Source organism: Pseudomonas sp. Sample_14, assembly GCF_004307515.1.
GTDB lineage: Bacteria > Pseudomonadota > Gammaproteobacteria > Pseudomonadales > Pseudomonadaceae > Aquipseudomonas > Aquipseudomonas atacamensis.
The window spans coordinates 1-15,783 of the sequence record NZ_RCOC01000105.1; the positions used below are offsets into that span (position 1 = coordinate 1).

12 protein-coding genes and 1 pseudogene are annotated in these 15,783 nt (G+C 61.6%); all 13 read right to left on the minus strand.

Annotated features, from left to right (window positions below; translation table 11 throughout):
* On the minus strand, positions 1 to 1,531 hold a 1,531-nt coding region (gene mdoH / locus D8U61_RS27275), incomplete at its 3' end, for a glucans biosynthesis glucosyltransferase MdoH (protein WP_130928032.1).
* Positions 1,524 to 3,305, minus strand: a complete 1,782-nt coding sequence (locus D8U61_RS27280) for a glucan biosynthesis protein G (RefSeq protein ID WP_177433377.1) — start codon at positions 3,303 to 3,305, stop codon at positions 1,524 to 1,526. The genes D8U61_RS27280 and mdoH, both read right to left, overlap by 8 nt.
* 305 nt (positions 3,306 to 3,610) lie before the next feature.
* Positions 3,611 to 4,048 carry a D-aminoacyl-tRNA deacylase gene (gene dtd, locus D8U61_RS27285; RefSeq protein WP_016772080.1) on the minus strand — a complete coding sequence of 146 codons (438 nt, stop codon included), beginning with the start codon at positions 4,046 to 4,048 and terminating at the stop codon, positions 3,611 to 3,613.
* Positions 4,045 to 5,016 carry a prolyl aminopeptidase gene (gene pip / locus D8U61_RS27290; RefSeq protein WP_024011249.1) on the minus strand — a complete coding sequence of 324 codons (972 nt, stop codon included), beginning with the start codon at positions 5,014 to 5,016 and terminating at the stop codon, positions 4,045 to 4,047. Before pip ends, dtd begins: the two co-directional genes overlap by 4 nt.
* Before the next feature lie 243 nt (positions 5,017 to 5,259).
* Positions 5,260 to 6,063 carry an N-formylglutamate deformylase gene (gene hutG / locus D8U61_RS27295; RefSeq protein ID WP_110602561.1) on the minus strand — a complete coding sequence of 268 codons (804 nt, stop codon included), beginning with the start codon at positions 6,061 to 6,063 and terminating at the stop codon, positions 5,260 to 5,262.
* A 10-nt stretch (positions 6,064 to 6,073) separates the two neighbouring features.
* On the minus strand, positions 6,074 to 7,279 hold the full coding sequence (hutI, locus tag D8U61_RS27300) for an imidazolonepropionase (protein WP_130928033.1): 1,206 nt from the start codon (positions 7,277 to 7,279) through the stop codon (positions 6,074 to 6,076).
* A 100-nt stretch (positions 7,280 to 7,379) separates the two neighbouring features.
* Entirely contained in the window at positions 7,380 to 8,912 is a 1,533-nt protein-coding gene (gene hutH, locus D8U61_RS27305) for a histidine ammonia-lyase (RefSeq protein WP_130928034.1), read from the minus strand.
* A gap of 116 nt (positions 8,913 to 9,028) precedes the next feature.
* Positions 9,029 to 10,552 carry a histidine ammonia-lyase gene (hutH, locus tag D8U61_RS27310; protein WP_130887640.1) on the minus strand — a complete coding sequence of 508 codons (1,524 nt, stop codon included), beginning with the start codon at positions 10,550 to 10,552 and terminating at the stop codon, positions 9,029 to 9,031.
* A 184-nt stretch (positions 10,553 to 10,736) separates the two neighbouring features.
* Positions 10,737 to 11,567, minus strand: a complete 831-nt coding sequence (locus tag D8U61_RS27315; RefSeq protein WP_016772086.1) for a glycine betaine/L-proline ABC transporter ATP-binding protein — start codon at positions 11,565 to 11,567, stop codon at positions 10,737 to 10,739.
* Entirely contained in the window at positions 11,564 to 12,415 is an 852-nt protein-coding gene (locus tag D8U61_RS27320; protein ID WP_016772087.1) for a proline/glycine betaine ABC transporter permease, read from the minus strand. Before D8U61_RS27320 ends, D8U61_RS27315 begins: the two co-directional genes overlap by 4 nt.
* A gap of 68 nt (positions 12,416 to 12,483) precedes the next feature.
* Positions 12,484 to 13,452, minus strand: coding sequence for an ABC transporter substrate-binding protein (locus D8U61_RS27325; RefSeq protein WP_130928035.1), 969 nt, complete (start codon positions 13,450 to 13,452; stop codon positions 12,484 to 12,486).
* Positions 13,453 to 13,523: 71 nt separating this feature from the next.
* Positions 13,524 to 14,996: a cytosine permease gene (locus D8U61_RS27330; RefSeq protein WP_130928036.1), complete on the minus strand. Its 1,473-nt coding sequence runs from the start codon at positions 14,994 to 14,996 to the stop codon at positions 13,524 to 13,526.
* A gap of 163 nt (positions 14,997 to 15,159) precedes the next feature.
* Positions 15,160 to 15,783: pseudogene (locus D8U61_RS27340) on the minus strand (urocanate hydratase); the annotation flags it as partial.

The following is a 15,783-nucleotide window of genomic DNA, read 5'->3' on the forward strand; positions in this document are numbered from 1 at the left end:
GCATGCCCTTGACCAGGAACAGGCGGAAGTTCATCAGGTTGCCGTGGCACCAGCGGCGATCACGCTTGAGCTCATCGAGCAGGTTCGGCGGCAACTCTTCGTAACTGCCCGGCAGGTCGTAGGCAATCCACACGCCCCAACCGGCACGGCGCATCAGCGCAGCTTCGACGAAGTCGTGGGACAGGATCGCACCGGAGAACGCGCCCTTGCCCGGCAACGGCGCCAGAGCGCAGTGGTCGATGAACGGCTTCATGCGGATGATCGCGTTGTGACCCCAGTAGTGGGATTCACCCAACTGCCAGAAGTGCAAACCGGCGGTAAACAGCGGGCCGTACACGCGGGTCGCAAACTGCTGCATCCGCGCATACAGGGTGTCCATGCCCGACGCACGTGGCGCGGTCTGGATGATCCCGGCGTCCGGCGTGGCTTCCATCAGGCGCACCAGACTGGTCAGGCACTCGCCGCTCATCACCGAGTCGGCGTCGAGCACGACCATGTACTTGTAGTCACCGCCCCAACGACGGCAGAAGTCGTCGAGGTTGCCGCTCTTGCGTTTCACACGACGGCGACGACGGCGATAGAAGATCTTGCCGAAGCCCTTGGCCTCGCGGCAGACATCCAGCCAGGCCTGTTGCTCGGCGACGCAGATATCGGTGTCGTTACTGTCGCTGAGGACGAAAAAGTCGAAGCGATCCAGATCACCGGTGGCCGCTACCGATTCGAACGTCGCACGCAGACCGGCGAATACGCGCGGCACGTCTTCGTTGCAGATCGGCATTACCAGCGCAGTACGCGCATCTTTAGGAATCGGCTCGTTACCGGCGCTTTTCCCGGAGATACGGTATTTATCGTGGCCGGTGAGCAACTCGAGGAAGCCCATCAGCGCGGTCCAGAAACCCGCCGAGACCCAGCAGAACAGAATACCGAACAGAATCAGGATGCTGGTTTGCAGCGCGTACGGCAGCACTTGCGTGGCGGTTTGCAGCAGCGGCTGATGCAGGACTTCTTCCAGATCGACGAACGACCAGCCCTGGTACGGCATGATGCCTTTCATGTACCAGCCGGCAACGATGGTCTGGCCGAGCATCAGCAGCAACAGAATGTAGCGGCGGATCGAACCGACGGTGCGCCAGCGCGCGGCCGGCAGGACATTGGCGTCCTTCGGCGGCTGCGGCGGGTTGGTGCGCCCGGTCAGACGGCGCCAGCCACGCACCAGGATATTGGTGCGCCATGGCTCCGGCACGACCTTGGTGCGGCGGATCGGCGGGGTCGCCTTGAGGCTGACCCGACCACTGGCGTCGAGCATCAGCATTTCCGCTTCAGCCAGTTCTTCGGCAGTGCTCAGGGTCAGACGCTTGCCCACCGAAGCCTGGGCGGCTTCGGCAGGGGCGTCGAATGTCGAGGACGACAGGCGTTCATGCAGCTCGCTGAACGACTGGCAACCCGCGAGTTCCGCGCGTTGCTCGTCGGTCATCGGCAGATGCGCCAGATACTCGGACAGAGTCTCTGGCTGTACTGGTGAATTACTCATCGGCAGGCAACTGATAGCTCCAGGTCTCGGTCAGGACTTCTTCAGTCGGCGCCGATTCCGGTGTGGCTGGGACCGCGTCGGCAGCGACTGGCTGCTTGGCGTCTTTGTTGGCCTTGTCCTTGGCGTCGGCTGCAGGCTTGGCTTCAGCCTGTTTGGCTTCGGCGGCCTTGGCTTCCTTGTCGAGTTTTTCCTGTTGCTTGGCGGCAACCTTGTCAGCCTTGGCGACCGACGAATTGGACGCCGGCACCGATTTGCCCAGATCTGCGGTGACCACTGGCTGAACCAGGGCGGCACGCATTTCGGTCGCTTTGCTCGGATCCTTGATCTTCATCCGCAGGGTCAGGCGCCAGCCCTTGGTTTCCGGGTTGTAGCGCACGCTGTTCTCGACCAGTTCGGCGTTGTCACCGACGCTGACCTGACTGCGCACGTCGGCATCCGGCGTCAGGGCCGCCAGCGATGGACCTTCGAAGTCGACCAGATAGGCCACGCTGCCATCGGGCTGACGGATCAGGTTCGATTGTTTGACGTCACCGGTCGAACGCAGGGTCTGTGCCACCCAGGCGCTGTCCGGCGCGTGGAGTGCTGCTTCGTCCATGGTCCAGTGCATACGGTAGGCGAAGTCCAGCGGCTGGCCTGGCTCCGGCATTTTTTCCGGGCTCCAGAACGCAACGATGTTGTCGTTGGTTTCGTCAGCGGTCGGAATCTCTACCAGATCGACAGTGCCCTTGCCCCACTCGCCCTTCGGCTCGATCCAGGCACTCGGGCGCTTGTCGTAGCGGTCGTCGAGGTCTTCGTAGTGGCTGAAGTCACGGCCACGCTGCAGCAGACCGAAACCACGCGGATTCTCGACGCTGAAGTTGCTCACGGCCAGATGTTTCGGGTTGTTCAGTGGGCGCCAGATCCACTCACCGTTGCCGGCATGGATCGACAGACCGCTGGAGTCGTGCAGTTCACGACGGTAGTTGAGCACTTTCGACGGCTGGTTGGCGCCGAACAGGAACATGCTGGTCAGCGGCGCGATACCCAGTTTGCCAACCTTGTCACGCAGGAACATCTGCGCCTTGACGTCGACGATGGTGTCGCTGCCCGGACGCAGGATCAGGCGGTAGGCACCAGTGGCACGCGGCGAGTCGAGCAGAGCGAAGATCACCAGGTGCTTGTCGCCCGGCTTGGGCTGCTGAATCCAGAACTCGCGGAAACGCGGGAATTCTTCACCCGACGGCAGCGCGGTATCGATCGCCAGACCACGGGCCGACAGACCATAGGTGTGGCCCTTGCCGACGACGCGGAAGTAACTCGCGCCGAGCATGGTCATGATCTCGTCTTGCTTGTCGGCCTTGTTGATCGGGTACAGCACACGGAAACCGGCATAGCCCAGTTGTTCGGTGGCTTTCGGATCGAATTTCAGGTCGCCGAAATCGAAGCGGCTCGGATCGTATTTGATCTCCGAGACGGTATTGGTGGTGATTTCGTTGATTTTCACCGGTGTATCGAAGTGCATACCCTGGTGATAGAAGGAGAGCTTGAACGGCGTCTTCTGATCGGCCCACTCAGCCTTTTCGGTGAGGAAGCGGATCTTCTGGTAGTCCGCGAACTTCATTTCGCGGAATTCGTTCGGCAGGTTGCTGCGCGGGGCTTCGAACTTCTGCCCGGCCAGCTCTTTGGCCTTGGCCGATACGTCGTCAAGATTGAACGCCCAAAGCTGACCGGCGCTGAGCAGGCACAGGAGCGCCGAACCCGCTACCAGAGCACTTCGCAGGCGTTTGGCAGACATTTTTGCTGCATTACAGGGACTAACAATCACGAGCAACCCTCGCCGAAAACAGATCAATAAACCAACGGCCAGCTATCTTTATGCCAGGTTGGCGAGCATTGTTCCGACTCCGCCGGGGCAAAATGATTCCCCAATCGGATCCAGACAAGTCTCTACCTAAGTCAAAACGGATCAACGAATGTCGATCCCCGCAGCGCGCGATTATCTAGTAGCCCGGATGACAACGCATCAGGGGTAACAAAGTATTTATCGCGAAAACAGCCTAAAAACAGTCGAAATTGCCGAAAAACATGTTTCAGGCACTGTCAGGTCTGTAACAGGAAGGTTACCGGGCCATCGTTGACCAGGTGCACCTGCATATCGGCGCCGAATCTACCTGATGCCACAGTGCCATGCACCTGTTTCGCCTGACTCAATAAATAGTCGAACAATTCTTCACCCAGCGCCGGCGGTGCGGCCGTGGAAAAGCTCGGACGCAGACCGCTTTTGGTGTCGGCGGCGAGGGTGAACTGAGAGACCAGCAGCAACCCGCCACGCACATCCGCCAGGGACAGATTCATCTTGCCCTCGGCGTCACTGAATACCCGATAGTTAAGCAGCTTATGCAGAAGTTTGTCGGCGCTGGTACGCGTGTCGTCGGGTTCTACCGCCACCAGCACCAGCAAACCTTGATCGACCGCGCCGACAACCTCGCCGGCGACCTCTACCCGCGCACCGCGTACGCGTTGTAACAGCGCCTTCATGCTTCTTCGAGCGGCAGGTCGAGCAGGCGCTGGGCCATTTTGCTCGCGGCGCGCACCAGCGCATCGGTGATGCCCGGCTCGGACGCGGCGTGGCCGGCGTCGCGGATCACCTGCAATTCGCTGTTCGGCCAGGCCTGGTGCAATTCCCAGGCGTTGTCGAGCGGGCAGATCACGTCGTAACGACCGTGAATGATCACGCCGGGCAGATGAGCGATCTTGCCCATGTCGCGAATCAGCTGGTTCGGCTCAAGGAAGGCGTTGTTGGTGAAGTAGTGGCATTCGATCCGCGCAATCGACAGCGCGCGTTGCGGCTCGGAGAAACGATCGACCACCAGCGGGTTCGGGCGCAGGGTCGCGGTGCGCCCTTCCCAGGTCGACCACGCCTTCGCCGCATGCATCTGGGCGATCTGATCGTTGCCGATCAGGCGTTTGTGGAAAGCGTTGAGCAGGTCGTCGCGCTCGTCCAGCGGGATCGGCGCGATGTAGTCCTGCCAGTAATCGGGGAACAGACGGCTGGCGCCGGCCTGATAGAACCATTCGATTTCCTGCGGACGGCACAGAAAAATCCCGCGCAGAATCAGACCATGGACCCGCTCCGGGTGAGTTTGCGCGTAGGCCAGCGCCAGGGTCGAACCCCACGAGCCGCCGAACAGCACCCATTTTTCAATGCCCAGGTGTTTGCGGATGCGCTCAAGGTCTTCGACCAGATCCCAGGTGGTGTTGTTTTCAAGGCTGGCGTGCGGGGTGGAGCGACCGCAGCCGCGCTGGTCGAAGGTGACAATGCGATACAGATTCGGATCGAAATAGCGTCGGCTCTGGGCGTCACAGCCGGCGCCGGGGCCACCGTGGATGAATACGACCGGTAAACCCTCCGGCGAGCCGCTTTCATCGACGTACAGCGTATGGGTGTCATCGACAGCCAGATCGTGCCGGGCGTGGGGTTTGATCTGCGGAAACAAAGTCTGCATTGCGCGCTCCGTAAGGGGTCGAGGTCATCCCTGGGGGGACTCGTATTATTCTGCCGTTGGGCATCATAAACCCGATTTGCGTCAATGAGCATGCTCCGGGGCCTGATCGTTCCCACGCTCTGCGTGGGAACGCCTCTTGGGACGCTCCGCGTCCAGTGACGCGGAGCGTCACGGGCTGCATTCCCACGCAGAGCGTGGGAACGATCAAAGATCGCAGCCTTCGGCAGCTCCGACAGGGGTGCATCAGGCGTTGTGGTGTTTTTCACCCCAAGCGAGCAGTCCCTGCAGCAATTCCCTGAGCACCACCCGCGTCGGTTCGGCGAGGTCGGCGCGGTAGCGGAACGGTTCGAACTCTTCCATGTAGGTGGACTGGCACAGTTCCAGTTGCACGGCATGGATGTTCTGCGCCGGGTCGCCGTACTGGCGGGTGATGTGTCCGCCCTTGAAGCGACCGTTGAGCACATGGGTGAACTGCTCGTGCTGCGCGCAGATCGCTTCCAGTTGACTGGCCAATTGCGGATCACAACTGGCGCCATTGAAGGTGCCGAGGTTGAAGTCCGGCAGTTTGCCGTCGAACAGGTGCGGGATGATCGAGCGGATCGAGTGCGCATCGAACAACAGCGCGTAGCCGAATTCAGCCTTCAGCCGCGTCAGTTCTTGCTGCAAGGTGCGGTGATACGGCGTCCAGATCTGCTCCAGGTAAGTCGCGCGCTCCTCTTTCGACGGTTCCAGACCTTGCTGAAACAACGGGATACCGTCGAACAACGTCGCCGGATACAACCCGGTGGTTGCCCCGGCATACAACGGCTTGTCGTCGGACGGCCGGTTGAGGTCGATGACGAAACGCGAATACTCAGCCGCCAGGGTGCTGGCGCCCAGTTCTTCGGCAAAATCGTAGAGCAGCGGAATATGCCAGTCGGTGTCCGGCAGGCTTCTCGCAGCGGGGATCAGCCCGGCCTCGACCGTTGGGGTCAGACGCACACCCGCATGGGGCATGCTGATCAGCAGCGGCACGCGGCCTTGTTTGAAACTCAGAACCTTGTCCACAACCGTTCTCCTACAGATTCGATTCGACGCCGTGACGCACGACGCGCTTGTCCAGATCGCCACCGAGCCAATAGGCCAGATCCGCCGGACGCTCGATGTCCCACGCGACAAAGTCGGCGACCTTGCCAACCTCCAGCGAGCCATGGGTCTGCGCCATGCCCAACGCCTGCGCGGCATGGATGGTCGCTCCGGCCAGAGCTTCTTCCGGGGTCATGCGGAAACAGGTGCAGGCCATGTTCAGCATCAGACGCAACGACAGCGCTGGCGAGGTGCCGGGGTTGAGGTCGCTGGCGATGGCAATCTTCACCTTGTGCTTGCGCAGCGCGTCCATTGGCGGCAATTGGGTTTCGCGCAGAAAGTAGAACGCGCCTGGCAGCAGCACGGCGACGGTGTCGGCAGCGGCCATGGCGATGGCATCGTCCTCGTCCATGAACTCTAGGTGATCGGCGGACAAGGCTTTGTAGCGCGCGGCGAGGCTGGAGCCGTGCAGCGAGGACAACTGCTCGGCGTGCAGCTTTACCGGCAGTCCGAGTTGTTGCGCGGCGACGAACACCCGCTCGACCTGCTCCGGCGAAAACGCCAGGTATTCGCAGAACGCATCCACGGCATCGACCAGACCTTCGGCGGCAAGGGCCGGGAGCATCTGCTCGCAGACCAGATCGATGTAATCGTCGGCGCGATCCTTGTACTCCGGCGGCAACGCGTGCGCCGCCAGGCAAGTGCTGCGCACGCTGATCGGCAGCTCTTCGGCCAGGCGCCGGATGACCCGCAGCAGCTTGCGCTCGTTGGCCAGATCGAGACCGTAGCCGGATTTCATTTCCACCGTGGTCACGCCGTCGCGCATCAGGCTTTTCAGGCGTTTGGCGGCGCTGGCGAACAGCTCGTCCTCAGTGGCTTCGCGAGTGGCGCGCACGGTGCTGGCGATGCCGCCGCCCTGCGCGGCGATCTCGGCATAGCTGACGCCTTGCAGACGCTGCTCGAACTCGCCGCTGCGGTTGCCGCCGAACACGGTGTGGGTGTGGCAGTCGATCAGACCGGGGGTGACCCACGCACCCTGCAAATCATTGAGCGCAGGGTATTCGCCGGACGGTAATTGAGTGCGTGGGCCGATCCACTCGATCAGCGTGCCGGACGTGACGATCGCGGCATCCTCGATGATCGAATAGGCGCCGTTGGCCATGGTTGCGACGTGGCAGTGTTGCCAGAGGGTTTTCATCCCAAATCCTCGTCTTGTTCAAAATCGTTTCGCGAGCAGGCTCGCTCCCACAGGGAAACGCATTCCAACTGTGGGAGCGAGCCTGCTCGCGAATAGTCCCTTACAGGCTCGGCAGAAGCTTCGCCGGAACCAGCTCAGTCAAACACCGCGAAGCCAGCAACTCGGTCGCCGCATTGATGTCCGGGGCGAAGAACCGGTCCTTCTCGTAAAACGCCACTTCCTTGCGCAAAATCGCCCGTGCCTGTTCCAGCTTCGGCGAGGTCTTCAGACCGTTGCGCAGATCCAGGCCCTGCACCGCCGCCAGCCATTCCACGGCGAGAATGCCGCGAGTGTTCTCGGCCATTTCCCACAGACGCTTACCCGCCGCCGGGGCCATCGATACATGGTCTTCCTGGTTGGCCGAGGTCGGCAGGCTGTCCACCGAATGCGGATGGGACAGCGCCTTGTTTTCGCTGGCCAACGCCGCAGCGGTGACCTGGGCGATCATGAAACCGGAGTTCACCCCGCCATTGGCGACGAGGAACGGCGGCAGCTGCGACATATGCTTGTCCATCATCAGCGAGATGCGCCGCTCGCTCAGCGAGCCGATTTCAGCGATGGCCAGGGCCATGTTGTCAGCGGCCATGGCCACTGGTTCGGCGTGGAAGTTGCCGCCGGAAATCACGTCGCCTTCAGCGGCGAATACCAGCGGGTTGTCGGAAACCGCGTTGGCTTCGACCGCCAGCACTTCAGCGGCCTGACGGAACTGGGTCAGGCAGGCGCCCATGACTTGCGGCTGGCAGCGCAGCGAGTACGGGTCCTGGACCTTGTCGCAATTCTGGTGCGAGGCGGAGACTTCGCTGCGCTCACCGAGCAGATCGCGGTACGCGGCAGCGGCGTCGATCTGACCTTTCTGCCCGCGTGCGGCATGAATGCGCGCGTCGAACGGCGAGCGCGAACCGAGCACGGCTTCAACAGTAAGACTGCCCAGCGCCACTGCACCGGCAAACAGATCCTCGCCTTCGAACAAACCGCGCAGGGCAAACGCTGTGGAAACCTGAGTACCGTTGAGCAGCGCCAGACCTTCTTTAGCCGCTAACGTCAGCGGCGCCAGGCCGGCGACTTTCAGCGCTTCGGTGGCTTCAAGCCATTCGCCCTTGTAGCGCGCCTTGCCCTCGCCCAGCAGCACCAGCGACATGTGCGCCAACGGCGCCAGATCCCCCGACGCACCGACCGAACCTTTCAGCGGAATGTGCGGATAGACCTCGGCATTGATCAGCGCAATCAGCGCATCGATCACCTGCCGACGGATGCCGGAAAAACCGCGGCTGAGGCTGTTGACCTTGAGCACCATGATCAGTCGCACCAGCTCATCGCTGATCGGCTGGCCGACCCCGGCCGCGTGTGAGAGCACCAGCGAACGCTGCAGGTTTTCCAGGTCTTCACTGGCGATGCGCGTCGAGGCCAGCAGGCCGAAACCGGTGTTGATGCCGTAGGCGGTGCGGTTCTCCGCGAGGATCTGCTCGACGCAGGCGACGCTGGCCTCGATCTGCGCGCTGGCGCTATTGTCGAGAGTCAAGGTGACCGGATGCTGGTAGACGTCACGCAGTTGGGCCAGGCTCAGTTGGCCGGGGATCAGGTTCAGCGCAGTCATTAAAATGCTCCTGTTAGGCATTGTTATTAACTACCAGTCGCTCCGGAGCATTCCGTTATCCGTCGCTTCTCGTCTTGTGAACGATCCACGCCTTGGCACGCTGGTATGGGTAGTTGTCAGTGCAAATTCGGTAGGACGTTGTGCGGCAGATTCGGGTTTTTCAACACGGTCGCAGCGGCAGCGATATCCGGCGCCAGCCAGCGGTCCTGATCGTAGGCCGGGACCGTTTCGCGCAGCAGTTTCCACGCGCGGTCAGTGCCCACGCCGAAGCGCTGTTCCTTGAGGAATTCAAACGCCTGCGCCGCCAGCAGGTATTCAATCGCGAGGATCTGCGTGCAGTTTTCCAGCGCACGATGCAGCTTCAGCGCGGCGTTGGTGCCCATGCTCAGGTGATCTTCTTGCAGGCCCGAGGTGATGTAGTTATCGAGCACCGCCGGTTGCGCCAATTGGCGGTTTTCCGCACACAGCGAGGCGGCGACGTATTGCACGATCATCATCCCTGAGTTGACCCCGGGATTGGCCACCAGAAACGCCGGCAGACCGCTGACGTGCGGATTGACCAAACGGTCCAGACGGCGCTCGGCAATCGAGCCGATTTCGGCCATGGCAATCGCCAGCAGATCCGCCGCCATCGCCACGGATTGACCGTGCGGGTTGGCCTGCGACATCACCCGGAAATTGTCCGGCGTGCCCAGCAGTAACGGGTTGTCGGTGCAGCCGTTGAGTTCGGCTTCGACCTGTTTGATCGCATGCTCCAGTTGATCACGGGCGGCGCCGTGAACCTGCGGGATCGAACGAATGCTCAGCGCATCCTGAGTGCGAATGCCTTTGCTCGCAGCGATCACTTCGCTGCCATCGAGCAAGGCGCGCAGGTTGTTGCCGACCTGCTGCATGCCCGGATGCGGCTTGAGCGCAATGATCTCGGCATCGAACGCATCGATCTGGCCGCGCTGGGCTTCGAAACTCATCGCGCCGATGACGTCGGCCCATTGCACCAGACGCGTTGCGTCGGCAATCGCCAGACAACTGAGGCCGGTCATGCACGGCGTGCCGTTGACCAGACACAAGCCATCCTTCGCGCCGAGCTGCACAGGTTGCAGGCCTTCTTCGGCCAGCGCCTGTTGCGCCGAAATGATCTGCCCGCGATAGCTGACATTGCCAACGCCGAGCAACGCGATGCCGATGTGCGCCATGTGCGTCAGGTAACCCACCGAACCCTGCGACGGCACCTGCGGGGTGATGCCGCGATTGAGCAGCGCCAGCAGCCCTTCGACCACACGCCGATGCAGGCCGGACTTGCCGTGGCTGTAGTTGTGGATCGCAGCGCAGATGATTGCGCGGGTCTGCTCGTCGCTGAGCACCGGGCCGACACCGCAGGCATGGCTGAGCAAGGTGTTGCGCGAGAGTTGGCTGAGCTGTTCGTCCTGCAGCGAGACGTTGGACAGACCGCCCAGACCGGTGTTGACGCCATAGGCGCGCTCGCCGCTGGCGACGATGCGCTGGACGATGGCCTGAGCGTTATCGATGCGCGCCCAGGTTTCGCTGGACAGTTCCAGTGGCGCACCGTGCCGGGCGACGGCGATCACGTCCTGCCAACGCAGAGGGCTGCCTGTGATAACGATTTTTTCAGCCTGGGACATCTCTAACCTCATACCAATTCTGTTGATGCCGGTAACCCTGTGGTGAGGGGATTTATCCCCGTTGGGTGGCGAAGCCGCCCCAAACCATGCCCGCAAATCCGTCAGACAGACCGCAGTGGCCGGTTTTACGACTGCTTCGCAGCCGAACGGGGATAAATCCCCTCACCACAACGGCCACTCAGTGTCAGACCACCGCCGCGCGCCGCTGCACGAACCGGTCGACATACTCATCGGCCGGCGAGTGCAGGATCTCTCTTGGCGTACCCACCTGGATCAACCGGCCATCCTTGAGAATCGCGATGCGATTGCCGATGCGCACGGCTTCGTCGAGGTCGTGGGTGATGAAGACGATGGTTTTGTGCAGGGTCTTTTGCAGTTCCAGCAACTGGTCCTGCATCTCGGCGCGGATCAGCGGATCCAGCGCACTGAATGCTTCGTCCATGAGGATGATGTCGGTGTCCGCCGCCAACGCACGGGCGAGGCCGACGCGCTGACGCATGCCACCGGAGAGCTGGTGCGGGTATTTGTTTTCGTAGCCTTTGAGGCCGACGGTGTTGATCCAGTGCAACGCGCGTTCGGCGCAGACCTGCTTGCTTTCGCCACGTACTTTCAGGCCGTAGGCGACGTTATCGAGCACGGTCTTGTGCGGCAGCAGGCCGAAGCTCTGGAACACCATGCTGATCTTGTGCCGACGAAATTCGCGCAGGGCGTCCATGTCGTACTGCAGGATGTCCTCGCCATCGACCAGAATCGCCCCGCTGGTGGGGTCGATCAGGCGATTGAAGTGCCGTACCAGGGTGGATTTGCCCGAGCCGGACAGGCCCATGATCACAAAGATTTCGCCGGTGCCGATGCTCAGCGACAAGTCGTTCACGCCGACCACGCAACCGGTTTCGTTGAGCACCTGATCCTTGCTCTTGCCCTGGCCGACCATGGCCAGCGCATCCTTGGCGCGGTTGCCGAAAATCTTGAAGACGTTGCGCACTTCGATCTTGCTCACGCTTGCGTTGCTCATTTGCTCACCTCGTGGCGTGGCCGGCCGTACGCTTGAGTGATGCGGTCGATGACCACCGCGAGAATCACGATCGCCAGCCCGGCTTCGAGCCCACGGCCGACGTTGAGGGTCTGAATCCCCACCAGTACGTCTTCACCGAGGCCACGGGCGCCGATCATCGAGGCGATCACCACCATCGACAGGGCCATCATCGTGGTCTGGTTGATCCCGGCCATGATGCTCGGCAGCGCCAGCGGCAGTTGCACGCCGAACAGTTGCTGCCAGCGATTGGCGCCGAAGGCGTTGATCGCCTCCATCACTTCACCGTCGACCTGGCGAATACCCAGATCGGTCAGGCGAATCAGCGGTGGCGCGGCGTAGATCACCGTGGCGAAAATCGCCGGCACCTTGCCCAGGCCGAACAGCATCAACACCGGAATCAGGTAAACGAAACTCGGCATGGTCTGCATGATGTCGAGCAGCGGCATCAGCACCGAACGCAAGCGATTGCTGCGCGCCGAGAGAATCCCCAGCGGGATGCCGATCAGCACCGAAATGATCGTCGCGACCATCATCAGTGCGAGGGTTTGCATGAGCTTGTCCCACAGGCCAACCGCACCCACCAGAAACAGCAAGCCGACAATCACGGCGGTGGTCACCACTTTGCGCGTGGCGTGCCAGGCGATGACACCGACGATTGCCAGCATCAACCACCACGGCGCCGCACGCAGCAGACCTTCGAGACTGACGATGGCCCACAGCAGCGTGTCGGAGATATGCCGGAACACGTCGCCGTAGTTGGTCACCAGCGAATCGACCCAACCGTTGACCCAGTCGGCGATGGAAAAGGTAAAGCTTTCGGGAAACATAAGGGACTCTCAATCAAGGGGTTGCGATCAAGCGTCCGGCTGCCGTGCTGGCAGCCGGGAAACCTGACCTACAAGGCCGCGTCGATTTTCTTGGCTGCGTCGTCGCTCACCCATGCGTGCCAGACTTCAGGATGTTCCTTGAGGAAGATTTTCGCCAGTTTTGCCGACTCGATGCGTTCCTTGGCCATGCGCCCGAGGTTCTGATTGAGCAGGTCGATAGGCAGGTTGACTTTCTCCAGCACGGCGACCAGTTCCGGGGCTTCGTCGTGGAAGGTTTTCGACAGGCCGACCTTGATGCTGACGGTCTTGTCGACGCCGGGTTTCTCTTCCAGTTTGACTGCATCGATCTGGCCCATCAGCGGCGTCGGCGACCAGTAGTAGAAGAGGATCGGCTCGCCACGCTTGTAGCTCGACAGCACCGCCGCATCCAGCGCAGGGCCGGTGCCTGGGCGGAAGTTGGTGTAGCTGTCTTCCAGGCCATAACTCTTGAGCATTTCGCTGTTGTCGAGCTCGCAGGTCCAGCCGGCCGGGCAGTTATAGAAGCGGCCCTTGGACGGCTCTTCAGCGTCCTTGAACACGGCGGAATAGTTGCCCAGGTCAGCGATGTTTTTCAGGTCCGGGGCTTTCGCCTCGAGCTTGCGCTTGGCGTCGCCTTCGATCACATAGCGCGGCACGTACCAGCCCTCGATCGCGCCCACTACTGGCGCGCCGACACCGACGACCTTGCCGGCCTTCTCGGCCTTGTTCCAGACCTCGCTGCGGCCGACCCACTCTTCGGCGAACACCTGAATATCGTTGCTGCTCAGGGCGTTTTCCATGGTGATGGAATTGCCCGGCAGGCTGTCGGTCTTGCAGCCGTAACCTTTCTCCAGCACCACTTGCAGCACGTCGGTCAGGAGCATGCCGCTTTCCCAGTTCAGCCCGGCGAATTTCACCGGTTTGCCCGATTCGCACCAGCCGGCGGCTTGCGTCGCACCGGCACTGGCCAACAGGCCCATGGACAGCAATGTGGTCAGCAGGGTCTTGTTCGATTTCATTGTCGTGACGCTCCTAATCATGAATGGGCTTACGGCAGTTCAAGAGGCATCCAGCCTGGTCCACGTCCAGATCAGGCCTGCGCCGCAGCGCGACCGGCCCCGCTCGTTTTTGCTTGTTGGGTGCTGTTCTGCTCGACCGGCAGAATCAGGCGATCGGGCACTGCGCTGTGCCATTTATTCGCGCAGAAGTAATAGACGGCGGCCGGGAGAACCAGGCCGATGATCCAGGAAATGTCCACATCCCCCAGCGCTGCCACCAGCGGCCCGGTGTAGAACTTGGTCGAGATGAACGGCAGCTGCACAAGCACGCCGAACACGTAGACGCTGATACCGAGCAGGTTCCAGCGGCCGTAGCGGCCGTTCGGATCGGCCAGCGCCGGCACGTCGTAACGCTCGCGGGTGATGCAGTAGTAGTCGACCAGATTGATCGCGCTCCACGGGGTGAAGAAGGCGAGCAGAAACAGGATGAACGACTTGAACGCACCGAGGAACGAGTGCTGTCCGAGCAAGGCAATCAGGGTTGCCGCGCCGACGATGAACAGCACGAACACCAGCCGTTGCATGCGGGTAACCGTCAGGTGCCCTTTGAAGCCACTGATGATGGTGGCGATGCACATGAAGCTGCCGTAAGAGTTCAGCGTCGAGATGGTCACCTTGCCGAACGCGATACTGAAATACAGCAGCGCGGCAGTGGCGCCGGTACCGCCGAGCCCGACGATGTAGGCGACTTCATGGCCAGCGAATTGACCGTTGGCTGAAGCGGCGGCAAACACGCCGAGGATCATCGCCACCTGGGCGCCGATCACCGAACCTGCGCCAGCGGCGAAAAAGGTTTTCACCGATGAAGTGGCGCTCGGCAGGTAGCGCGAGTAGTCCGCCACGTAAGGGCCGAAGGCGATCTGCCAGGACGCCGCCAGCGACACCGCCAACAGGAAACTGCTCCAGCTGAAATGACGAATCTGCAGGAGCGCACCGACGTCGGTCTGGCTCATCAGCCGCCAGAACAGGAACACAAAAGCGATCACGCCAATCACGCTGGCGACGCGGCCGATCCAGTGGATCACCCGATAGCCGAGCACTGTGACCAGCACGATGACACTGGCGAAAATAAGGATGCCAAAGCTGTCGCTGACGTTGAACAGCTGCCCCAGCGCCTGCCCGGAGAGCACTGTCCCGGTGGCGGTGAAACCCAGGTACATCAGACACACCAGCACGATCGGAATCGCTGCGCCATAAACGCCGAATTGCACACGGCTGGAGATCATCTGCGGCAAGCCCAGTTTCGGTCCCTGCGCGGCATGCAGCGCCATCACACCACCGCCGAGCAGTTGGCCGATCAAAAGACCGATCAACGACCAGAACACATCACCGCCAAGTACCACCGCCAAGGCCCCGGTGACGATCGCGGTGATCTGCAGGTTGGCGCCCATCCACAGGGTGAACTGACTGAACAGACGACCGTGTCTTTCCGCTTCCGGGATGTAGTCGATCGAACGCCTTTCGATCAACGGGGTACTGCCTGCACGTTCGTTGTTAACCGCCATGATTCAACCTCTGTGGATTGCTGTTCGGGTTCACTGAGCATCGGTGGAGCTGCTTTTCTGTGGGAGCGAGCTTGCTCGCGAAAGCAATCTGTCTGCCGACACGAATGTTGACTGTGCCGGCCTCTTCGCGAGCAAGCTCGCTCCCACATGAAGCAAAAGCGTATTACTTGCCGCCAGTGATCATCGGCAGATTCAGCCCCTGCTCTTTCGCGCAGTCGATGGCGATCTGGTAACCGGCATCGGCATGGCGCATGACGCCGGTAGCCGGGTCGTTGTGCAGCACGCGAGCGATGCGCTCGGCGGCTTCGTCGCTACCGTCGCAGACGATCACCATCCCCGAATGCTGCGAGAAGCCCATGCCGACACCGCCGCCGTGGTGCAAAGACACCCAGGTCGCGCCACTCGCGGTGTTCAGCAGGGCGTTGAGCAGCGGCCAATCGGAGACGGCGTCGGAACCGTCCTGCATCGATTCGGTTTCGCGGTTCGGGCTGGCCACCGAGCCGGAGTCGAGGTGGTCGCGACCGATCACCACGGGTGCCGACAGCTCACCGCTACGGACCATTTCGTTGAAGGCCAGACCGAGCTTGGCGCGCTGGCCAAGACCGACCCAGCAGATACGTGCCGGCAGACCCTGGAAGCTGATGCGCTCGCGGGCCATGTCCAGCCAGTTGTGCAAATGCGCGTCGTCGGGGATCAGCTCTTTGACTTTGGCGTCGGTTTTGTAGATGTCCTGTGGATCACCCGACAGCGCCGCCCAACGGAACGGGCCGATGCCACGGCAGAACAG